At 53.2% G+C, this 21,071-nt stretch carries 18 protein-coding genes and 1 tRNA gene; 11 read left to right on the forward strand and 8 right to left on the reverse strand.

What is annotated here, in order from left to right; genetic code table 11:
• Both RID21_RS04065 and RID21_RS04070 read left to right on the forward strand, forming a co-directional pair.
• The coding region (locus tag RID21_RS04065) for a matrixin family metalloprotease (RefSeq protein WP_350187290.1) at positions 1-238 on the forward strand (238 nt) is incomplete at its 5' end.
• Between the two features lie 216 nt (positions 239-454).
• Positions 455-1,219: a class I SAM-dependent methyltransferase gene (locus RID21_RS04070; RefSeq protein ID WP_350187291.1), complete on the forward strand. Its 765-nt coding sequence runs from the start codon at positions 455-457 to the stop codon at positions 1,217-1,219.
• Positions 1,220-1,258: 39 nt separating this feature from the next.
• On the opposite strand, the gene RID21_RS04075 is transcribed toward RID21_RS04070, so the two are convergent.
• On the reverse strand, positions 1,259-1,780 hold the full coding sequence (locus RID21_RS04075; RefSeq protein ID WP_350187292.1) for a hypothetical protein: 522 nt from the start codon (positions 1,778-1,780) through the stop codon (positions 1,259-1,261).
• 378 nt (positions 1,781-2,158) lie between these two features.
• Here RID21_RS04075 and RID21_RS04080 point away from each other — a divergent pair, with 378 nt between their 5' ends.
• Entirely contained in the window at positions 2,159-2,662 is a 504-nt protein-coding gene (locus tag RID21_RS04080; protein ID WP_350187293.1) for a Flp family type IVb pilin, read from the forward strand.
• Positions 2,663-2,784: 122 nt separating this feature from the next.
• On the opposite strand, the gene RID21_RS04085 is transcribed toward RID21_RS04080, so the two are convergent.
• Positions 2,785-3,432, reverse strand: a complete 648-nt coding sequence (locus tag RID21_RS04085; RefSeq protein ID WP_350187294.1) for a DUF1801 domain-containing protein — start codon at positions 3,430-3,432, stop codon at positions 2,785-2,787.
• A gap of 227 nt (positions 3,433-3,659) precedes the next feature.
• Positions 3,660-3,732, reverse strand: a tRNA-Ala gene (locus tag RID21_RS04090).
• Positions 3,733-4,238: 506 nt separating this feature from the next.
• Here RID21_RS04090 and RID21_RS04095 point away from each other — a divergent pair.
• Entirely contained in the window at positions 4,239-4,556 is a 318-nt protein-coding gene (locus RID21_RS04095) for a DinB family protein (protein ID WP_350187295.1), read from the forward strand.
• A gap of 29 nt (positions 4,557-4,585) precedes the next feature.
• Here RID21_RS04095 and lexA read toward each other — a convergent pair whose 3' ends face one another.
• From lexA to RID21_RS04110, 3 genes are all read right to left on the reverse strand, one after another.
• Complete coding sequence (gene lexA / locus RID21_RS04100) at positions 4,586-5,191, reverse strand: transcriptional repressor LexA (protein ID WP_350187296.1); 606 nt, start codon at positions 5,189-5,191, stop codon at positions 4,586-4,588.
• Positions 5,192-5,551: 360 nt separating this feature from the next.
• The gene (locus RID21_RS04105) at positions 5,552-9,079 is read right to left on the reverse strand and encodes an acyl-[ACP]--phospholipid O-acyltransferase (RefSeq protein WP_350187297.1); all 3,528 of its coding nucleotides are present in this window, start codon (positions 9,077-9,079) and stop codon (positions 5,552-5,554) included.
• A gap of 290 nt (positions 9,080-9,369) precedes the next feature.
• Positions 9,370-10,347 carry a vWA domain-containing protein gene (locus tag RID21_RS04110; protein WP_350187298.1) on the reverse strand — a complete coding sequence of 326 codons (978 nt, stop codon included), beginning with the start codon at positions 10,345-10,347 and terminating at the stop codon, positions 9,370-9,372.
• A gap of 421 nt (positions 10,348-10,768) precedes the next feature.
• Here RID21_RS04110 and RID21_RS04115 point away from each other — a divergent pair, with 421 nt between their 5' ends.
• From RID21_RS04115 to RID21_RS04145, 7 genes are all read left to right on the forward strand, one after another.
• Positions 10,769-11,170 (forward strand): thiol-disulfide oxidoreductase DCC family protein, encoded by a 402-nt coding sequence (locus RID21_RS04115; RefSeq protein ID WP_350187299.1) that lies wholly within the window; start codon positions 10,769-10,771, stop codon positions 11,168-11,170.
• Positions 11,171-11,205: 35 nt separating this feature from the next.
• Positions 11,206-12,591 carry a sulfatase family protein gene (locus RID21_RS04120; protein ID WP_350187300.1) on the forward strand — a complete coding sequence of 462 codons (1,386 nt, stop codon included), beginning with the start codon at positions 11,206-11,208 and terminating at the stop codon, positions 12,589-12,591.
• 94 nt (positions 12,592-12,685) lie between these two features.
• Entirely contained in the window at positions 12,686-12,967 is a 282-nt protein-coding gene (locus RID21_RS04125; RefSeq protein WP_350187301.1) for a hypothetical protein, read from the forward strand.
• Positions 12,945-14,678, forward strand: coding sequence for a PQQ-binding-like beta-propeller repeat protein (locus RID21_RS04130; protein ID WP_350187302.1), 1,734 nt, complete (start codon positions 12,945-12,947; stop codon positions 14,676-14,678). Before RID21_RS04125 ends, RID21_RS04130 begins: the two co-directional genes overlap by 23 nt.
• Positions 14,679-14,910: 232 nt before the next feature.
• Complete coding sequence (locus RID21_RS04135; RefSeq protein WP_350187303.1) at positions 14,911-16,647, forward strand: DUF1549 domain-containing protein; 1,737 nt, start codon at positions 14,911-14,913, stop codon at positions 16,645-16,647.
• A gap of 50 nt (positions 16,648-16,697) precedes the next feature.
• Positions 16,698-17,972, forward strand: coding sequence for a DUF1501 domain-containing protein (locus RID21_RS04140; RefSeq protein ID WP_350187304.1), 1,275 nt, complete (start codon positions 16,698-16,700; stop codon positions 17,970-17,972).
• Positions 17,969-19,621: a hypothetical protein gene (locus RID21_RS04145; RefSeq protein ID WP_350187305.1), complete on the forward strand. Its 1,653-nt coding sequence runs from the start codon at positions 17,969-17,971 to the stop codon at positions 19,619-19,621. Before RID21_RS04140 ends, RID21_RS04145 begins: the two co-directional genes overlap by 4 nt.
• Positions 19,622-19,623: 2 nt before the next feature.
• On the opposite strand, the gene RID21_RS04150 is transcribed toward RID21_RS04145, so the two are convergent.
• Complete coding sequence (locus RID21_RS04150; protein ID WP_350187306.1) at positions 19,624-20,094, reverse strand: SRPBCC family protein; 471 nt, start codon at positions 20,092-20,094, stop codon at positions 19,624-19,626.
• A gap of 73 nt (positions 20,095-20,167) precedes the next feature.
• The gene (locus RID21_RS04155) at positions 20,168-20,932 is read right to left on the reverse strand and encodes a leucine-rich repeat domain-containing protein (RefSeq protein WP_350187307.1); all 765 of its coding nucleotides are present in this window, start codon (positions 20,930-20,932) and stop codon (positions 20,168-20,170) included.
• Between the last annotated feature and the right edge of the window lie 139 nt (positions 20,933-21,071).

The following is a 21,071-nucleotide window of genomic DNA, read 5'->3' on the forward strand; positions in this document are numbered from 1 at the left end:
CACACTGCTGGACGGCAGCCTGCTGGCCGGTTCCGGCAGCGACGCCTTTGGTCAGATGGATCTGCTGACAGTCGTAATGCACGAGCTGGGTCACACGCTGGGTCTGGAAGATCTGGACTCAGACGGTACCCTGATGAGCGAGTCGCTGGACGTCTCCGAGCGTCGCCTGCCGAGTGCAGACGATCTCGACGACTTCTTCAGCGGCATCGCCGGCGGAGACAACCCGCTGCTGGACTGATTAAAACAGTCCCGCTGCAAACAGTCCCGACAGGCCCCCGGAAACTCAGGTTTCCGGGGGCTATTTTTATTGATGTAGCGAGTCATTTGTGATGAACGTTTCCAGGTGAACCCGCGCTGCCGGGATGTTGTCGAACAGTTCAGAGGCCGACATCGATATCAGGAGCAACTGTCGGCCAACTGTTTCAGATTCAACATCAACCAGGAGACCAATTAAATGACGGAAGCATCTCATCAGCGTTTGACGATTGATCAGTTCACCAGACAGGCGGTACCGTTTACGAAACTTCAGGGCCACTCGACTTCTCTGGACCTACTGGCTGAACTGTCTCAATTGAAAGACACAGATGAGGTACTGGATGTCGCCTGTGGTCCGGGAATTGTCGCCTGTTATTTTGCGGAAAAAGCTCAGCGTGTGACCGGTGTGGATCTGACGCCGGAAATGCTGAGACAGGCACGACGGAGGCAGGAAGAGCAGGGGTTGCAGAATCTGGAGTGGGTAGAAGGGAGCGGTGAGACGCTTCCGTTTCCAGATGACCGTTTTTCTCTGGTCGTCAGTCGTTATGCGTTTCATCATTTTGAGCGACCTGAGACTGTATTTGCCGAGATGTGTCGGGTTTGCCAGCCGGGGGGAATCGTGTTGGTGGCGGATGTCTGTCTGCCGGCAGAACAGGTGGCAGCATACGATGCACTGGAAAAACTGCGTGACCCCTCGCACGTGCATGTATTGAGTCGGGACGAAATCTGCACGTTGTTTGAGAATCAAAAACTTCAGCAGATTCAATTCGGCGAATACAAAGTGGAGTTGACCGTCGAAGAACAGCTGGCGGCTTCGTTTCCCGTTCCAGGTGGAGCAGAGGAATTCCGCAGACTGCTGGAAAATGACGTGACAGAGAACAGGTACGGCGTGTCCGTACATCAGGAGGCTGGGGCACTGTGCTACGCTGTGCCGATCGTGTCGGCTGCGGGGAGAAAGCCTTAGCTGTTGCCTAGAGAACTGTCTAAACCAGCCAGAGAGCCCTCAGAAGATGACTTCTGAGGGCTCTTTTTTTGCGCCGACACCTTTCTTGTCTCTGCCGTCCGGAATCAGCAGGTTGCTGCAGACACTTTCCCGTTGAGGAGAGCTCGTAGTCCGGGTCTGTCGCATGATCAAATCGTCTTCAGCGGACCGATCCGCATAATCGATACGACAGGAATTCTTATCAAAAGTGTTAAAGCCGTTGTAAAGCAATCTGAACAAAATCGGAATTTGCCTGGGACGATCGTGCGCGGTGATCGCAAAAGGTTGGGTTGTGCTGATTTTATAAGTTGTTCTGATTAAATGGCTTATGCTGCTTATGTCGGTTTTGTCTTTTTTCGGGTTCGTAGCAATGGCACACATCTTGCGGATTGTATCAATCAATCCGAATGATCCGACTTTACAGAATGATCCGGATATGGCGGTTATGAGAATTACAAATGAAATGGCTTCAGAAGTCCTGAAGGGGGCAGCGAAGTCGAGTGCATAAAGAGAGTGTGCGGCGACCTTGAGAGACCGTTGCACAAATCGGTGACCTGAGAGACCACCGATGACTGATTGACTGAAGCGGAGAGAACTTCTGGTGAGTTTGCCCTGATTTTTTACGGTGAGTGAGGTAATGAGTTCCGCCTCGTTCGCCAGAAAAGGAAAGCCTGAGAAACTTTCCTCTCCCGCTTTAGCCAATCGGCGTTTTGCTTACATGAATTATTGCCAGTTACAGGGAAGTGTCCCTGAGGAAATAAGAAGCCGGGTTGTGGCTGTGAATGGCTGCCCTGCTTGAAGCCTGTGAATGATCAGTGAGAACTGTGGCGGCCAGGCGAGATGATTGTCTGAAGAAATCAAACCATTACTCATCACTCACTGCGATTGAAACGCGGAACATCAAAATAAAAGGAGCTTCAAATGAGTCGTTGTATTAAACAGTTCTGGAATGATGAAGGCGGTTTCGTGCTGTCAGCCGAACTGGTCATTATTCTGACCGTGGCAGTACTGGCGATGATCGTCGGTCTTACCTATGTGCAGTCAGCAGTCATTACCGAATTTAATGACATTGGAAATGCACTGTCTTCATTGAACCAGACCTATGCATATTCTGGATTTCAGTCCTGGAGCTATTTCGGTAAGTACAAAGCTTTTTATGCCGGTTCTGCTTACGGCACTTCTCCTCGCGGAGCAGCGATGCTGGGGTATAATGGCGCGGCCTGCAACTATGGGAATCAGACTTACGGAGGCAGCTATTCCCAGGATATTCCACTGCAGCAGGAAACCGTTGAAGAGCCTTGTGAAATCTGCAGGCCCGATGAAGTGATTGAAGAGCCTGCCGTCGATTGTCCACACTGTCAGCCTGGAGAACCAATGCTGGCTCCGGAACCAGAGCCGAATGTTGTTGCTCCACCCAAGCAGTAATTTAGAGGTGTGCAACACTGATTACGATCAATTGGGAAGTGTTAATTTCAGCCAGCAGAAGTCAATTTCTGCTGGCTGTTTTTTTATGCAACCTGGAAGCGTCATCATCAACCAAAATAATTTCAACGCAGGGATTTATGCGATCCATCACAGCGGGGGAGTTTCTTCGAGAGTCCGCAGGTGCAGTCATGCAGTCCTTTACCCTCGAGGATCTGTGGAGTCAGTTTTTCAATCCGTGAGACGCGGGTCTGGGATTGTTTGGGGGTGGAAAAGTGGATGATGTAGGCTCGTTGTCTGCCGGGGGTAAGGACTGTGAAAGCTTTTTTCAAGGCCGGATTGTTTTTGAATTGGTCCTGCAATTCGTGAGGTAGCTCAGGTTCCGCTTCCTGTTGGAGATCTACCTTACGGCCTGTTTTCTCCAACTCGATGGCTTCGAGAATGTAGCGTTGCACAACCGGTTCGAGTTCATTGATTTCCTGCAGCGATGTGAACCGGATCAGCCGCGCAGCCCGCGAGTTCTTGTCGGGCCTGGCGAGAACCTGATCAGGATCTTTCAGCAGGGCCCCTTTGAAGAAACTGAGTGAGCAGAAATCTTTGAAGCATCCCAGAATGACGACGTTTTTGTTCTGAAATGTGTAACAGGGGCTGCGCCATTTCAGTTCCTCAGTCAGCGGTGACTTGAGCAGGATTTTTCTGAGTTTTGTGGCTTCTGTTTGCCAGTGCTGTAACTCAGCTAGATAGTCGTCGACTGCGGAGTTCCTGGTCGGCATGGAGAAACGCTTTGATAAAGGTGAAAGGTCGTGTCAGCAGAAGAGAAGCTTGTGACTTCTCGGGAGATTGAGAAGGTCTGCAGCTGCATTGTAACTATTAAGGTGAGAGAGGCGATACCGGAGTTGTGATGAGCTGAGGAGGGCCGGGCATTGTGAGGGGAAATAAAAAAACCTTGCCCGTTATGGACAAGGTTTTTAGATGTTGGCTACTCGAAGTAGCATCTGAGTGGAGGATACCGGGCTCGAACCGGTGACCTTTTGGCTGCCAGCCAAACGCTCTCCCAACTGAGCTAATCCCCCGAATTGCGGTAAGTTCCACCTGCGAGATAGGATAAGGATAGAAAATAGTTTCGGCAATTCAAGTGCTGGGAAACAATCTAAATGAAAAAAACGCCTAAAAAGCTGGTAGAAGTTTTTGCAGATCCCCTTTGATGGATATGTGTTAGGAAAAAACAGCCCCGAAACAGGTTTTCCGAACCTGTGGGCGGTGTTTCGGCTCCACTCAAGTAATGACAGGGAAGGTATTGGCGGGGTTCAGGTGGTTCTCTGCCTCAATTTAATTTCAGGGGGAGTATTTCATGGTTGTGGGACTGATATCGCGTTTGCACGCACATCGCCGCTGGGTTAATCAGAGGTTGCTGGAATCTGCTCAACGACTGTCTGAGGAACAGAGACGTCAGTAATTTTCTATCGGCCAGGGCTCGATCTGGAAAACGCTGATGCATTTGTATGCAGCCGAATATGTCTGGCTGGAAGCGCTACTGGGAGATACGGCGCCCGTGTAACCGGGGGATCTGCCAGGAGAGTTGCCTGGAAATCAGCGGGGAGAAGGCGGAATCCATTCACTGGAGGAGCTTAAAGAAAGATGGGGGGAACTGGAGCAGCGCTGGATTGCGTATCTGCAGGGGCTGAATGAAGCCGATCTGGCGCAGGTCGTTCGTAAACAGAGTACCAGCTCCGGTAAGGGACAAGTGCATCAGACCCGGCGATCGGATGTGCTGATGCATGTCTGTCTGCATGCGCAATACACGACCGCGCAGCTGATCAACATGCTGCGACAGGCAGGCGCGGAAAGTCTGCCCGACAGCATGCTGATCACGTTAGCACGCCAGGAAATGGCTTAGGAAAACCAGGCATTCCCGGGGGAAGTCGATTAAACGAACTTCCGGATGACTCCTTTGACAACGCCCAGGATCTGGACATTGTTGGAATAAATGGGGGCCATGCTCGAGTTAGCCGGTTCCAGCCGCACGCGATCTGCTTCCTGGTAGAAGCGTTTCAGCGTGGCTTCCTGCTGGTCAACGAGGGCAACCACGATTTCACCTTGCTGGCAGGTTTCCTGTTTTTTGACGATCACGTAGTCGCCATCCTGAATCTGGGCTTCGATCATGGAAGTCCCTTTGACTTTGAGGCAGAAGTTGTCGCCCGAATCAAACAGGGAGCTGAAATCGACTTGTGAATCGCCCATGGTTGAGCCAATCGGGGCCCCCGCCTGCAGCGATCCTGCCAGATGGATGTTGGCCGGTTTCTGGGCATTGTCACAGAGTTGGATCGAACGTGAGATATGTGATTTGCGTTTGATCAGCCCTTTACGTTCGAGTGCCTTGAGGTGTCCCATGACGCCGTTGGGAGAGCGAATATCGAATGCATCGCCGATCTCACGGACTGTGGGGCCATAGCCACGGTTAATAATCTTATCTTTTAGAAACTGGTAAATAGCCTGTTGGCGTTCTGTCAGCTTGACTTTCTGGTCAATCATGCCTGCTTTTCCTCACATCTTTAATTACGTAACGGGTAACTTTAAAGGGAATTTCTCCACAAGCTGGCCCGCTCTATACACTAATGGACTCTTATCACCCTTATTCCTAACAGGATAATTTACATATAAAGGAAAAAAAGAGTCAAATTTCAGAGATCAGTGTCAATTGATGTGTAATGGTAAGGCTTTACAAAGAAAAGGCTTACAAGAGAGATGTTTGCAGGAAGTCGTTTCAGGTGGACAGTCGGGAAATGATTATTAAAAAAAGTGAAAGTTGCCTCTCGCTGTTCACCGGCTGATTTCCGGTCGCACGTTACGAGCGTGCGAATCCGGGATTTCAGCGGTGATTTTGCAAAATACTTAGCTGGCGACTTCGACAGGAAAGGCCTCGCAGGCGAGCAGTTTGATGCGTGCCAGATCGAGTTTCCCGGTTCCCAGGAGCGGGATGGCGTCGACTTCGAGGAAACTGTCGCTGGAGGGCAGCCAGAGATTGGGAATGCCTGACTGTGCCAGCTCTTTGAGGATTTCGTCGACTGATTTGTTCAAATGTTTATGCAGGACGATGAGCCGTTCCCCTTTGCGTGCATCGGGAACTGCAGTCACTGCGACTTCGACCTCGGCTTCTTCCGCATCCGGTTCGCTGACGATGCCGGTGATGATTTCTTCGATTCTGAGATGTGGCACCATTTCTCCCCCAATTTTGGAGAAGCGAGTCTGCCGACCAGTGATGGCGATGAAACCATCTTCATCGATCGTGGCGATGTCCCCCGTGTTGTACCAGCCATCAATGATGACCTCTGCGGTTTTCTCGGGATTGTTGAGATACCCTTTCATGACGTTGGGCCCCTTGATGAAGAGAAGTCCCTCTTCACCATCCGGAAGGTCTTCCATCGTTTCCGGGTTGACTGTTTTGGCCATGACGCAGGGGATGGGGCGACCAACGGTTCCCGGTTTCGCAGAGACTTCATCCGGATCCAACTGGCGGCTGGGGGGAACATTCACTGCTGCGACGGGGGAGAGTTCGGTGGTACCGTAGCCTTCAGTGGGGAAGATACCGAATTTTTCTTCGAATTCCCGGGCGAGACTCTGGGGCAGTTTTTCGGCACCCGTGATGACGACATCCATCGAGGCAAACTGCTCTTTGGTGCAGCGTTTGAGGTAGTGCCTGAGGAAGGTCGGTGTGGTGGCGAAAAGTGTTGCCTTGTATTTTTCGATCATTTTGCCGACGGTGCGGGCATCGGTCGGATTAAAGTGGTAGCAGGAACGCATTTTTCTGACGAAAGGCATCCAGAGTGAAATCGTGTAGCCGAACGAATGGAAGAAGGGCAGGATTCCCAGGATGCAATCCTTCTGCGAGAGCTGAAGCAGATCGTCGGCAGAGTTGATATTCGAGATAATATTGTGGTGGGAGAGCATCACCCCTTTGGGAAGCCCGGTCGAACCGGAAGTGAAAATTACCGTACTGAGATCATCCGATTTGACGCGATGCAGTCCAATGATACGTTCGATGATCCAGGCGGGGACGACGAATGCCTGGAACATGCTGACGAGTTTATCCCAGAGAGTGACTTTGGTTTTGAGGTCATCCAGCAGGACCACGTTGGCGTCCATTTCGATGGGACGTTTTTCCAGGAACTTCTGGCTGGTGAGCACGGTTTTGATACCGGCTTCCTGAATACAGTAATTAATGTCGCTGTCGGAAAGTGTGTAATTGAGATTGATGGGTACCCGACCTGAGATCGCGAGACTGGCGTTGACGGCACAACCGCCGACTGAGGGAGGCAGCAGGACGCCGACCATCTTTTCATCCGGCTTGAGTACAAACTTGTTGAGCAGGCGTCTGAGGACGAGCGCGCCGGTGAGCAGCATGCCTCCAGTGCGTTCGTCACCCATGGAGTCAGAGACTTTGAGCTGGAATCTCTGACTTTTACATTTTCTCAAAAACAGTCGTGGTGGAATCATTTGGTACGTCTTTCGAAAATTGGCGGCATCAACTCCCAGGTTCTGAACGACTCGCTGGACGTGTTTTTCGTTTTCCGGATGGAGAACGGGTTTTCCAAATCGAATTGAAACCGGGTAGGGCCACCGCCTGGGTTTTTTCCAGAAAAACTTTCCGCCATGAAAACTGAAGATGCTTCCCCACAACTCATCGATATAGACAGGGATGACGGGAGCACCAGTGCCTTTAATGATTTTCATCAGGCCGGATTGAAACGGTTGCAGATATCCCGAACGGGTTAACTTTCCTTCCGCGAAGATACAGACTAATTCGCCATTTTCAATGGCATTTCTCGCGGATTTGATTGATTTCATAAGTGCTTTGGGGCCGTCTTCCACGTTGATGGGGATCGTGTTATACAGCCGGGAGAGCCAGGCGACCCAGGGCGCTTCAACGTAGGTGGAGTAGGCGATCATTCTGACGGGACGCGTGGAGGTCAGAATCAGAAAGATGCCATCCAGCCAGGAGACGTGGTTGGCAACCAGCAGGGCGCCCCCTTTCTTGGGGAGATTCTTAAGACCCTTTACCCGCAGCTTGTAAATCGTGCAACTGACGAGCCAGACCATAAAGCGGATGGTGGCGTTGGGGAGCAGTTTGAAGATGTAAATCCCAACCGGTATTGTGAGCAGGCCCAGGACCATGAAAATCTGACTGGCCGACAGTTCGAGGTGCTTCTGCATGACCCAGAAGGCAAACGAAGCGACGAGAATGAAGGCGAATGCAAGGAAGTTCGCGGCTGCCAGGACACTGCCACGCGTTTCTACGTCACTGCGGTGCTGGAGGAATGTTTCCAGCGGAATGTCAAACAGTCCCGAACTGACGCCGAGCAGGAAGAGCCAGAGCAGCGACAGGGAGTAGTGCAGGCTGGTGGCGTTCTCGGTTCCCGGTCCCACGCTGTTACCAGTGAAGAACAGCATCAGAGAGGTCAAGACAATGCCCGCAGCACCCAGGGGGACGATGCCCAGCTCGATGCGTCCGGAAGACCAGATCCCGGCGAGGATACTTCCCAATGCGACACCGAATACGAGGATGCCCAGCAGGGGACCGATGTCTTTCTGTGTCAGCTGCAGTTCATTGATGCCGTAGGTATCGACGTTCATTTGAGCCAGTGAAGCCAGCATCCAGAAGAAGGCGACCCCCAGTGCGGTGCGGAGCAGAGGCGTACTGCTGCGGAGTAACTGCATCTGGTGCCAGGTTTCTTTGGCTGGATTGTAGGGGAATTCGCGTGTAGGAGCTGCCGCGGGCAGCTTGCGGATCTTCAGGCTGACCAGAGTTCCCAGGGCAGCGACACCAATCAGTGCGAAGGCGGCAATCTGAATATCGGAGAAGGTACCAGGATTTTTCAGACTGGGCTGCGTGATGTAGTACAGATAATTACCGGCGATGAAGCCGAGGGCGGAGGAGACGACGGTAATCAGTCCCATCAGGCCGTTGCCGCGGGAGAGTCGGTTATCTCGGAGCATTTCAGGGATACTGCCGAACTTGGCCGGACCGAACAATGCGCTCTGGCAGCCCATCAGCGCCACAATCGAAAAGAGCAGATAAATATTCCCGATCTGAATCGCCCAGATGCCGAGAATCATGATGAGGATTTCGGCTACCTTACAGGCGATGATCACCGTCCGTTTGCTGAAGCGGTCGGCGAGATAACCGGCGACGCTGGCCAGCAGCAGGTAAGGGAGCGTGAAACAGGCCAGTCCGAGGGAGAGGGCTTCTGCATCTCCGATGGCCGGTTTTCCGATGGGGATAATGAACCAGCGGAACATGTTGTCGTTCATGGCTCCCAGAAACTGGGTGGCCAGTAACGCCAGGAAGGAAGGGGAATTTAATGTTCCTTTGCGTCCACCGTGAGCGCGAGCACTGTTTTCTGCCGTGACAGTTGAATTCATTCTTGTTTGAGATCCAGGTTGTGGTACGCCGCTGTCAATTAATTTGTATGCATCAGACAGAGCCTGATGGTTCAGCTTGAGAAAGCTTATTGTAAGTAATGCAGCTTAATTACTGACATCAAACAATGGCGGAGAAAGGTTGAAAAACTCACGCAGAAAATTGCGCGAATTCAAGCAAAGGGGAATAATATTCCAAAAGGCATTATTCTGTAAAGACTTAGTGAACGGAGAGCGTTCAACGGGCTGGAAAGGGGCGATTCACTGTATACATGTTGCCCGGGTGAGGCGTCTCAGGGAATGAAGGTATAAGCGCCTGCGTTGTTTTCAGCGAGTTCGCGTAACAGTTTCTCGCCTTCCCGATTACCGAAGCAGATTCCGTTGACGGTCACGCGTTTGTTCAAGCCTGCGTTGTCGACCACCGTGTTGAAGGTCTTGACGTCAGCGATGTTGAACTGGCCATCGGTGAGGAAATAGATCGTGTCAGGCTGGAGTCTGAGGGCGAGCAGCAGGGCTTCGAGTGGTTCGGTTCTGCCGACACCTGGCACGCGTGCGACCCAGTTGAGATAGCGGGATTTGGCCTGCTTCGTAGCGGGCTGAAGTCGGTTGGCCGGCATGGGGATGGCCACATCGCTGAAGAAGATGACAAAGAATTCCTGCTGTTCATCCATGGAGAGAATTGCCCGGGCAAGTTCCAGCTTCACACGTCCCAGGCGGGTTTTGCCCTCACTTTCATGGGGAAAGTTCATGCTTTTGGATGAGTCGACCACATAGACTATTTTCTTGCTCTTGGGATTAATGCCAAAGAAGTTGCCGTTTCCCGTTCCATTTCCTGAACCGGATGTGGCCCCGCCGATGGCATCGGAGGTTAAGAGTGCACCAACAATGTCGGCGGCATGCTTCGTCGTAGGTGATTCTTCGAACTGCGTGCTTTGCGGCAGAGGACCATTATATCGGGAAGAGAGGGACTCCCGGTCGGGAGCGGCAGTCCGATCCGCCATCTGAGGGAGCGGCGAATTGACGGCCGCACTGGATGATTCTTCCTGTTTGTATGTGACCGGCGTGAGATCGATGACGGTGGGGTCGACTTCCTCCCGGGTGGGCGACCAGCGGGTCTCGATCGCAGTCTGGGGAGTCGAATTCAGAGAATCCACCTCTTCAGCCACCAGCAAAGAGAGCCCTCCGATGAGAATCAGGTGCGCCAGTGTGGAGACACCAAGGCCCTGATTCCAGCGTGATTGGGTACCAGATTGTGGCTGGCTCTGGTGCATGAAGGTCCCGAAACCTCAATTCTCTTGGTGTGGGGCTGGAAATTGTCGAAAAGCGTCAGCTGACTGCTCATATTTTAGCGTAGGAACAGGTCGGACAACAGGAGGAATCTGAGAATGCCCCCTCTGGAATATTATCGAGCCTGTGACGCTGCGGGATTTAGCGACTTTCACTTAAAGAGGTAAAAAACGGCTGGAGATAAATGTCTGCAGCGTATAAGATTAAGTTGATCCGGGGGAGACAGGCAGCAGGGGCGTTGGAGGCAGGTGCAGGTCGGATGTTTTCCTGGATTTCATCATAAGGGACGAAGCCCGGTTCTGAGGGATCGACAAACTCTGGGTTCAGCCCGCGCAACGCTGGAAATCTATAGTGCGACTGAGTTTCCGGCCGAGCAGGGCAGAATGTGAGCAATGGAAGGCGGAGATGGATAAGCCGGTTCTGTTTTTTGATGGTGTCTGTGGTCTGTGTAACCGGAGCGTGGATTTTGCAATGTCACGCGATCCGGAAGGGCGGCTGCTCTATTCACCTCTGCAGGGGGAAACGGCGACCGAACTGTTGAGCGAACCGGATCGGGCAAATATAGATACTGTGATTTTTCTCCCGGCTGACCGCAGTCGAGTTTATCGGCGATCTGCGGCTGCGGTGCGTGTGTTGTGGTTACTGGGTTTTCCCTGGAATGTCTGCGGATGGTTATTGTGGCTGATCCCTTTGCCACTAAGAAACGTGGGGTATCGACTGGTTGCGAAAGCACGGTATCGTTTTTTCGGCAAACATGAAACCTGCCGGATGCCGACACCCGAAGAGCGAAGTCGATTTTTACCTTGAAACAAATCATTACTGAGATTGGTGAAACGAAAGCAATGCGAATCAAGCTGTCTGCTGTGCTGTTGGTTGTCCTGTTGATCCTGGGAACAGGTACTGTGGAGTCACAGGCACAGGTCCCCGCGACGGGTAAGCCAAACTTCATCGTATTCATCGCCGATGATATGGCGTGGGACGATTGTGGTGCCTATGGTCATGAGAAAATTCAGACGCCTCATCTGGATCAGCTGGCGGCAGACGGTATGAAGTTTACGGAGGCATTTCTGACATGCAGCTCCTGCAGCCCCAGTCGTTCGAGCATCATTACCGGGCGTTATCCGCACAGTACCGGCGCACATCAACTGCATCTGCCACTACCTGCCAGCCAGGTGACCTTTGTGGAAAAACTGAAAGATTCCGGCTATTACACGGCGGCTGCCGGGAAGTGGCATCTGGGCACGCCGACCGAAAGCAAGTTTGATCATGTGACGACCAAACTCAACCAGTGGGTCAACACACTTAAGCAGCGTCCCAAAGACAAACCGTTCTGCATGTGGTTTGCGACGACCGATCCTCATCGCCCTTATGAACGCAACATTATTCCCCGGCCCCATCTGAATGAAGATGTGATCGTGCCCCCTTATCTGCCTGACACACCTGAAGTCCGCAGTGACCTGGCTTTGTACTACGATGAAATCACGCGATTGGATAGCGTGATGGGTCGAGTGCGTCAGGAACTGAAAGAGCAGGGAGTCGCCGATAATACGATGATTGTATTTCTCAGTGACAACGGAAGACCTTTTCCACGCTGCAAGACGACCGTTTATGACAGCGGAGTGAAAACTCCTTGGATTGTCGCCTGGCCGGCAAAGGTGAAAGCGGGTACGGTTTGCAGGTCTCTGATCAGCTCGGTCGATCTGGCTCCGACACTGTTGGAACTGGCGGGGCTGGAAGTCGGTGAAACATTCCAGGGGAAGAGTTTCAAACCATTACTGGAGAATCCCAACGCGACAATCCGCACGCATGTGTTTGCCGAACATAACTGGCACGATTTTGAAGATTTCGGGCGTGCCGTTCGCTCACGTCGCTATAAGTATATTCGGAACTTCTATCCCGACATTCCTGGTACGCCTCCAGCTGACGCGGTGCGGAGTCCGACCTACACGGTGATGCGCGAACTGCGCGATCAGAACAAGCTGACTGAAGATCAGCGAAGCTGTTTCGTGGTCCCCCGACCGGAAGTTGAACTGTACGACCTGGAGAAGGACCCGCATGAACTGAAGAACCTGGCCGGAAAGCCGGAGTATCAAAAGGTGGAGCAGGAACTGCGGGCCGAGCTCGATCAATGGCAGGAAGCGACTTACGATCGTCTGCCACGTAGTCGACGGCCGGATGAGTTTCACCGGGAAACCGGCGAAAAACTGCCGGCATTTCGCAAAAAATAAACTGCGTTCGATCTCAAATATTTCTGAAACAGAATGCGATGATGAGGGGTAATACCACTCACAGAGTCCCCTGTCCCCATACTGGAATCGCCCGATGAAGGCAGCAGTCAGCAGTTCGTCAGTCACCTCCGAGGATGAGTTGTCCCGTCCCTCGCTTCGTCAGCGGGTCGGGGCGGCGCTGATGTGCCTGATGGCATTCCTGCTGCTCTATTTTCTGATGTCCGGTCCGCTGGTCTGGCTGGAAGGGAAGATGAAATTCAGCCCCTTCTCGCGCACTGTCAAAATCTTGTACGCACCGCTGGCCCAGGTCGTGAAATCAGACTGGGAGCCTGCTTCAACTGTGGTGAAATCTTATGTCGGATTATTCAAAAAATGAGGAATCAGCAGAGCCGGAAAACGCCTCTGCTGAGAACAAGCCTGCTGACACTGAGACCGCGGTGCCGGCCGAGACAACCGAACGTCCCGCGCGTCGTTTGCGCTGGAAGTGGGGGCTGGCGGTTCTGGTGATCGGCATTGCTGCGATGGTCATCCAGTGGTTTCGCCTGGCTCCGGATCGTACTTACCAGGTCTTCTCGGTCTACGAGGGAAATCGGAATCTGGTTGTCGGGCTGTTGATCTGGTGGATGTTCGTTTCCGGCGTTGCCTGGAAGACGCGTTTCAAAGGTCTGCTCGGCGTGGTGCTGGCATTCGTGCTCTTTTTTACCGTGGTTCGCGTGGAAAGTTTTGAAGGGGACATGGTACCCCGGTTTCAGTTCCGGTTTATGCCGACTGCAGAACAGCGGGCCGTGGAGTATTTCGAACAGGCTGACAACAGTGCCAACCAGAAGTCAGAGTCTGCTGAAACATTAGTTGCCCTCGAGGCAGACTGGCCCGGTTACCGGAACGCCTTGCGGGATGGGATTGCCCGCGATCAGCAGATCCGTACGGACTGGGAGTCTGAGCCACCGAAGTTACTCTGGAAACATCCGGTGGGGGCTGGCTGGGGATCATTTTGTGTGGTCGGGGATCGTGTCTTCACGCAGGAGCAGCGCGGCGAGGACGAGCTGGTCGTCTGTTATGACGTATCTACCGGCAAGCAGATCTGGACCCAGAGTGAACCGGTTCGATTCTCAGAAACACTGGGAGGCGTCGGACCTCGGGCGACACCGGTGTTTGCAGAGGGGCGATTGTATACGATGGGAGGGACGGGCATCCTGAATTGTCTGGATGCAGCGACAGGCAAGCTTGTCTGGTCGCACGACCTGCTTAAGGAAGGGGATCTGAAAAACCTGACCTGGGGCATGGCCGGATCACCTTTGATTCACGATGATCTGGTGATCGTAAATCAGGGAGTGAGTCCTGCTGCAGCTGACAAAAAAAATCAGGCTGTCATCGCCTTTGATAAATTGAGCGGCAAGAAAGTCTGGTCGAGCGGAACTCACAAGCCGAGTTACAGTTCTCCTCAGTATGCGGTTTTGAACGGGACGCCTCAGGTTTTGATTTTCAATGCCAAAGGGCTGGAGGGGGTCTCACTCGCAGATGGTCAATCGCTCTGGTTCTTTGAATGGGCCAATCATGCGGGCTGCAATGCCGCCCAGCCGATTCCACTCGACGATGATTCGGTCTTCCTGGGATCCGGTTACGGACTGGGTTCGGCCCGAATTGAAATCGCTCCCCGCAAGTCCAGTGAGAAGACCGCGAAGGTTAAAGAAGAATGGAAGAGCCTCAGCCTGAAGCTCAAGTTCAATTCCGCGGTGAAGCAGGATGGCTATGTCTACGGCTTGGATGAAGGTGTGCTGACCTGCCTGGATCTGGAAACGGGGAAGCGTCAGTGGAAGCGGGGCCGCTATGGTTACGGGCAGTTGTTGCTCGTGGATGGTTACCTGATCATCCTGGCCGAAGATGGACGTGTCGAACTGGTTGAGGCCAATCCGGAGAAGAATGTCCAGCGGGGAAAATTCCAGGCGATCGAAGGACAGACCTGGAACAATCCGGTACTGGCACGGGGGCGACTGTTTGTTCGAAACAGTGAAGAGGCGGCATGTTATGATCTTTCACCACTGACAGAGCAGGGGGCAGCGGTCACTGCTGAGGCCTCTAATCGTTAAACTGCGTAAAATCCTGAGCTTGAAAGTCCTTTCTCTCTCTTACCCGGACAGCGTTAAGATGTGCGGTTTGTACTTGACGGAGTGAAGCCCTGCCTGCACAATAGACGATAAATAAACACCCACCTATGTGTTTAAGCTTCCTTACAACGTGCGGTTCTGAAGTTCCGTGCGTCCCGCCTCAGACAGAGACCCTGTCTGAAACAATTTGAAGAGGACGGAAGAAAGGAGACCCATGTTTCGACCAAACATGCGCGTTTACGTTTCGCTTCTGATCGTTTTCTCATGCCCGACCCTGGTTCCACACCTGGTATGTGCCAATTCTGCGACCAAAGCTGATGAGCCGCTTGTCGCCAGTAAGCCGACTTTACCCGTCGTCCGTCGAATCTCGTCTCTGATTGATGAACAGATTCGGAAGGGCACCAAAGATTATGCGAAGCTCGCTTCCCCCGTTTGCAGTGATGCAGAATTTGTCCGCCGGGTGTATCTCGATCTGACAGGACGCATTCCCACGGTTACACAGACGCGTGCGTTTCTGGATGACAGCCATCCGGACAAGCGGGCCACCCTGGTAGATCAACTACTGGAATCACCCGAGTACGCGCGGCACATTTCTCAGCGTCTGGATGTGATGCTGATGGAGCGGCTGCGGAAGAAGTACATCAACGTGACCTTGTGGGAGGAGTACCTGCGGGATGCGGTCGCGGAGAATAAACACCTGGATCAACTGGTGCGGGAAATTCTGGCCGCCGATGGTTCCGGGAAGGGACAACAGGCGGAGGCACGATTTTACCTGGCCCGCGATGGGGATGTGAATGAACTCACGCGTGACATCAGCCGCATTTTTCTGGGAGCCGACCTGACGTGTGCCCAGTGCCACGATCACCCGGAAGTCGCGGACTGGAAACAGGATCATTATTACGGCATCTCAGCCTTCCTGGTCCGCAGTTTTGTTTTCACGGATAAAAAGAAAAAGCAGACCGTGTTTGCCGAGAAGGCAGAGGGTGAAGTCAAATTTGAGTCGGTCTTTGAGGTTCGCGATAAAACTTCCAAGGGGCCCGAGACAACTTTACCGGTTGTGTTCAATGGTCCCAAGGTTGACGAGCCCGCTTTCAAAAAAGGGGAAGAGTATAAGGTCAAACCGGCCAAAGATGTGCGGCCGATTCCCAAGTACAGCCGACGGGCGCAACTGGGGGATGCGTTGACCTCATCACAGAATCGACGCTTCGCCCGGACGATGGCCAATCGTCTGTGGGCAATGGTGATGGGGCGGGGAATCGTGCATCCGCTGGACGCCGATCATTCCGATAATCCGCCTTCGCATCCCGAGCTGCTGGAACTGTTGACGGATGAGTTCACTGCCAGCGGATATGATCTGAAGTGGTATCTGCGGGAACTGGTGCTGAGCAAAACCTATCAGCGTTCAAGTAGCAATGAGCTGTTTGCGAGTAAGTCCGATCAGGAACTGTCTGACGCGCAGTTTGCCCATGCGATTTTGAAGCCCCTGACTCCAGAACAGTTTTCGCGTTCCGTGCTGGAAGCGACGGGACAGGCTGAAGTGTATCGGCAGAGCTTGAAGGATAAACTTTCAGAAGCAGCCTTGCGGAAGAATCTGGTTGGATACGAACGCCAGTTTGTGTCGCTGTTTGGTGGCCTGCCCGGTGAACCGGTGGAAGGTTTTGAAACAACGGCCGATCAGATCCTGTATCTGTCCAACAATGGATCAATTCAGGGTATCCTTTCGCCACGCAGTGGAAATACGGCAGATCGAGTTCTGAAGATCCCCGCGGATCAGCCGGAACAGATTGCCGAGGAACTGTATTTGAGTGTCTTGAGTCGTCGTCCCGATGCGACTGAGACTCAGGAAGTCGCCGAACTGCTGGCAGGAAAAACCGGCACGGCGCGAAATGACATGGTGATCGATCTCGTCTGGGCATTGATGATGTCTTCAGAATTCCGATTCAATCATTAATAGAGAAACAACGTTCGAACAAGAACATCAAAAGCAGGGGAGGAGAGACCATGCGATGTAATTATGCCTGTGGATCTCACGATTCGCTCAGCCGGCGATCCTTTTTAGGAGGCACGGCCGCCGGTGCTTTGAGCATGCTGGGTTTTCAGGGAATGACCCAGGCAACTGCAGCCAAACAACTGGCAGCGCAACAGAAGCAGGTTGTCGTGTTCTGGCTCTCCGGAGGCGTGAGTCAGCTGGAGACCTGGGATCCCAAACCGGGAACCGAGACCGGCGGTCCATTCCTGTCAATTCCGACATCGGCACCGGGCGTGCATATCAGTGAGTTGCTGCCTTACACGGCGCAACAGATGCATCATCTGGCCCTGGTGCGGGGGATCAATACGAAAGAGAACAACCACGCTAAAGGGGCCTATATTATGCAGACCGGGCGGAAGGAACAGCCCGGCTTCGCGTTCCCCTATCTGGGATCGACCTTCTCGCATCACCTGGCACCGCCGAACAGTCCACTGCCGGGCTACATCTCGGTAGGAGCGGGAGGCTCTTCGGCTGAGTCGACATTCCTGGGACCGCGACATGCGCCCCTGGTACTTTCCGGCGGACGGGCTCCCAATAACCTGGGACGTCATGATGCATTGAGTGAAGAGCGAGACCTGCTGCGTCGCAAACTGCGGAGCCAGGTCAGTCAGCGTTTTGAACAGAAGCGCAAGACCGCACACACGGAAGTGTATAACGAGTCGTTCGATCAGGCGGCAGCGCTGATGTCACGCAGTGATATCTTTGATTTCAGCAAGTTCTCTGACAAAGACCTGGAGCGTTACGGCAAGCATGACTTTGGTCGTCACTGCCTGATGGCGCGTCAGTTGATCGAAAAGGGTGTGACGTTTGTCAAAGTCGGGCATACCAACTACGACACACACTCGGAAAACTTCAACTTCCATATCGAGCAGCTGGGCGAGTTCGATCGACCCTTTGCCACATTTATTTCAGACCTGTACGACCGGGGCCTGCTGGAGCACACGCTGATTATCTGCATGTGCGAGTTCGGCAGAACACCGCGAATCAACTCACGGATTGGCCGCGATCACTGGGGATCGGCCTGGTCGATTGCTCTGGGCGGTGCAGGCATTAAAGGGGGCGCGGTTTCCGGTAAGACAAATGAAACGGGAACCAAAGTCATCGACCGCGAAGTCAACGGCGGTCACCTGTTCCATACGTATTACCAGGCTGTGGGACTGGATTCGACGGAAGAGTTCTACCCCAACGGTCAACCGATTGCCAAGGCGGATCCCAAAACAGAACCGATCAAGGAGATTCTGGCGTGAGTGCCCGCAACGCGAAACGAATCTGGAACAGTTGCCTGCTGCTGGCGATGACTTCAGTACCGCTGACGGTGGAAGCCGCCGACAAGCAGCCGGAAAAACCCGTTGCAGACACAGCGCCAGTCATGGCTGTCAAACCGATTCCAGAGCAGGGACCGACCCCATTACCTGAGGCGCTGAAATTCGCCAGACTCGATGCCCGTAAGTCCGCGGCGCAGACCGCAGCGCAGTTTCAGGTGGTTAAAGCGGTCTCAGATAAATATGGGGTCGCTGATCGAGAGATTCAGCAACTGCAGGAGCAGATCAAAACAACGGCAGCCCAGATCAAGGTGGATCAGGCAGTATTGACGCAGGTGAAACAGGCGGAAGCGAAGCAGCAACAGCTGAGAAGTGCTGATCCCCTCGTCGCTCCCAAGCCACTGCCCGACAGTGCAGCGCTGGCCCGCCAGATAGCAGCCCGGGAAGCGCAGATCAAAACCTGGGATGCGTCTGTGAAAGAAAAACAGAAGCAACTGGGGGAGCTTAAGAAAGAAGTTGCAGAAGCCAAGAAGCAGCACAGTCTTCTCCAGGCGAAAGAAAAAGAATTCCAGGAGATCGTGAAACTGTATACAGGCAAGCAGCCGGCTGCTGATCCGAGTCTGTTTCGCGAGATGGCCGCTTACCAGAATTCACGCCCCCTTTACTCGTGCAAGATTGATGCGAGTGGAAACTACATTTTGGCGGGGGCACAGGGATCGGCTTTTCATCGCTGGGATCTGGTTAGTGCAGAAAATACGGAGCTGCTCGGTCATAACAGCTGGGTGAGGCGGTTTGACGTGGATCGTTCCAGTCCCCTGCTAATCACGGGCGCCTACGAAGGCAAAGTCGCCTGGTGGAACCTGGAATCCAAGTCACCCAAACCTCAGCACCTGGTGGATGCTCACAAGGGATTTGTCCGGGGCGTTTCCGTCAGTCCAGACGGAAAGCTGGTGGCGACGGCGGGCAATGATCGTCTGGTGAAGATCTGGTCGGTCGACACAGCGAAGCTGATCCGCACGCTGGAGGGCCACGAACACCAGGTCTACAACGTCAAATTTCATCCTGGTGGTCGCTACCTGATTTCGGGAGACCTGCGCGGGAATGTGAAACAGTGGGATGTGGAAAGTGGCAAGTTGGTCCGGGACTTCGACGGAAGTGCGATCTACAAATACGACACTACTTTTCATGGTCATATCGGCGGCGTACGCGGGATGGATATCAGCCACGATGGAAAGTATTTTGCCATCAGCGGGATCGGCGAAGTTTCCAATGCGTTCGCAGGCATTGGTGTGCCCACCGTGATTCTGTTTGACTGGGAGACCGGCAAGCGGTTAGCGGTGATGACTCCCAGTGATAACTTCAAAGGAACCTGTTGGGGCGTGCGATTTCATCCGGAAAACGATTTCATCGCAGCGGCCGGGGGGAATTCTTCCGGGATGATCTGGTTCTGGAAACTGGGAGAGGAGAAGCCGTTCGTTTCGCAGAAGGTCAAGAGTGTGCCTTACGATCTGGACTTTCATCCGGATGGTCTGCGGATGTGCGTGGCCTGTTACGACAAGACGGCACGGCTGTATAACCTGGGGCCGAAAACCCCCGAGGAACTGGCCAGCGAGCAGAAGAAAAAGAAGAAGTAGCCCTACGCTTCCGGTGGAGGAGAGCGACGGACGGCTGCCTGTTCTGACAGCTGTTTCAGTAATTTCATCTGGTTTTTCAGGATCCGATTTGTCAGACCTTTGAAGAGTACACCGATGATGCGATAGAACAGCGAAGCGAAGACCAGCTCGCAGGTGTAATCCAGATCGGTTTTGCGTCCCCGGTCAGTCAGCTCATAGGTGACGTCGACGCGAAAGGCATTGCTCTGCAGCTGCACGCCGATCAGTGTGGGAGGATCGTATTCAGTGACGATGCCCGCATACTGCTGTGAGTGCCCGCCTTCCCGAATGGTTTGCACAAAGATCGTGCCCACGGGGGCATCGTCATTTTTGCCTTCGGGATACTCGGTCGACTCGAGCCCTTCCATCCAGAGTTTCATCTTTTCATCGTCATTCAGAAAGTCGAAGACGATTTCGATGGGAGCGAGGATTTCCTCATGGTAGGTGATCTCCAAAGAAACTCACTCCTTAAAAAACGCAGGGCTGAAGACAGCCCTGCGTAAGGTGATACCTGGTTGTAAGACGCGTTTATTTCTTCTTCTCGTCTTTTTTCGCAGCTTCTTTCTTCTCTGCGGGCTTTTTCTCGTCTGCTTTCTTTTCAGCCGGTTTCTTGTCTTCTTTTTTCGCGGCTTTCTTTTCTGCAGGCTTCGCTTCTTTTTTGGGTTCCGGTTTCTTGGGTTCCGGTTTTTTCTCAGCAGGTTTGGGAACTTCCGGCTTTTCGGCGGCTACTGGTTTTGGTGGTTCAGGAATGCCGATGACTTCCAGACCGGTGATCTGCTCCTGCAGCGCCAGTCCAGCGGGGCGGGTGACTTTGGTCTGCCAGACGTAGAGGCGTTTCAGTTTTTTCAGAGGACTGAGCTGAGAGATTCCAGCGTCAGTGACCGCGGTGCCATACAGGTTCAGGTATTCGAGATTGGGAAGTGCCTGCAGGTGTTTCAGCCCGGCATCGTCGACCTTGGTTTTTTCCAGGTGGAGGTGGGTCAGGTCTTTGAGGTTCTTCAGGTGTGCGAGCCCGGCAGAGGTGACTTCGGTGCCCCGCAGGTTCAGGGAAGAGACTTTGGTGAGTCCTGCCAGCGTTTTGAGCGTGTCGTCGGTGACTTTCTGATCTGACAGGTGAAAGGCAACTTCGAGGCGGTCATCGTTTTGAGCCAGTTCCAGTACTGAGCCGCCGGCGGCACGCACTTTGGATTTTGCCTGCTCGATGGCAGGGTCTTTTTTCTGGTCTGCGGCGGAGAGGGCCGGAATCTGGGTGAGGGAAAGAGCAGTCAGCAGCGCGACAGAAAAAAATCTCATCTTACCTATCCTTACTTTTGGGGTTGGTCTTCGGATTGGGTGTCACAGGTGAAAACACGTTCTGCAGATTCGCGTTTCCGCTGGAAATCCAAGGCGGGGAACGTGCATTAAATCAATACGTGCATTGAAGATAGATGAC

Source organism: Gimesia sp., from assembly GCF_040219335.1.
Lineage (GTDB): Bacteria > Planctomycetota > Planctomycetia > Planctomycetales > Planctomycetaceae > Gimesia.

What these genes read in the sequence shown, in the direction of transcription:
- RID21_RS04070 (WP_350187291.1), top strand. Translation starts at nt 455, where the DNA reads ATGACGGAAGCATCTCATCAGCGTTTGACGATTGATCAGTTCACCAGA.
- RID21_RS04080 (WP_350187293.1), top strand. Translation starts at nt 2,159, where the DNA reads ATGAGTCGTTGTATTAAACAGTTCTGGAATGATGAAGGCGGTTTCGTG.
- RID21_RS04085 (WP_350187294.1), bottom strand. Translation starts at nt 3,432, where the DNA reads ATGCCGACCAGGAACTCCGCAGTCGACGACTATCTAGCTGAGTTACAG.
- lexA (WP_350187296.1), bottom strand. Translation starts at nt 5,191, where the DNA reads ATGATTGACCAGAAAGTCAAGCTGACAGAACGCCAACAGGCTATTTAC.
- RID21_RS04105 (WP_350187297.1), bottom strand. Translation starts at nt 9,079, where the DNA reads ATGAATTCAACTGTCACGGCAGAAAACAGTGCTCGCGCTCACGGTGGA.
- RID21_RS04110 (WP_350187298.1), bottom strand. Translation starts at nt 10,347, where the DNA reads ATGCACCAGAGCCAGCCACAATCTGGTACCCAATCACGCTGGAATCAG.
- RID21_RS04115 (WP_350187299.1), top strand. Translation starts at nt 10,769, where the DNA reads ATGGATAAGCCGGTTCTGTTTTTTGATGGTGTCTGTGGTCTGTGTAAC.
- RID21_RS04120 (WP_350187300.1), top strand. Translation starts at nt 11,206, where the DNA reads ATGCGAATCAAGCTGTCTGCTGTGCTGTTGGTTGTCCTGTTGATCCTG.
- RID21_RS04125 (WP_350187301.1), top strand. Translation starts at nt 12,686, where the DNA reads ATGAAGGCAGCAGTCAGCAGTTCGTCAGTCACCTCCGAGGATGAGTTG.
- RID21_RS04130 (WP_350187302.1), top strand. Translation starts at nt 12,945, where the DNA reads ATGTCGGATTATTCAAAAAATGAGGAATCAGCAGAGCCGGAAAACGCC.
- RID21_RS04135 (WP_350187303.1), top strand. Translation starts at nt 14,911, where the DNA reads ATGTTTCGACCAAACATGCGCGTTTACGTTTCGCTTCTGATCGTTTTC.
- RID21_RS04140 (WP_350187304.1), top strand. Translation starts at nt 16,698, where the DNA reads ATGCGATGTAATTATGCCTGTGGATCTCACGATTCGCTCAGCCGGCGA.
- RID21_RS04155 (WP_350187307.1), bottom strand. Translation starts at nt 20,932, where the DNA reads ATGAGATTTTTTTCTGTCGCGCTGCTGACTGCTCTTTCCCTCACCCAG.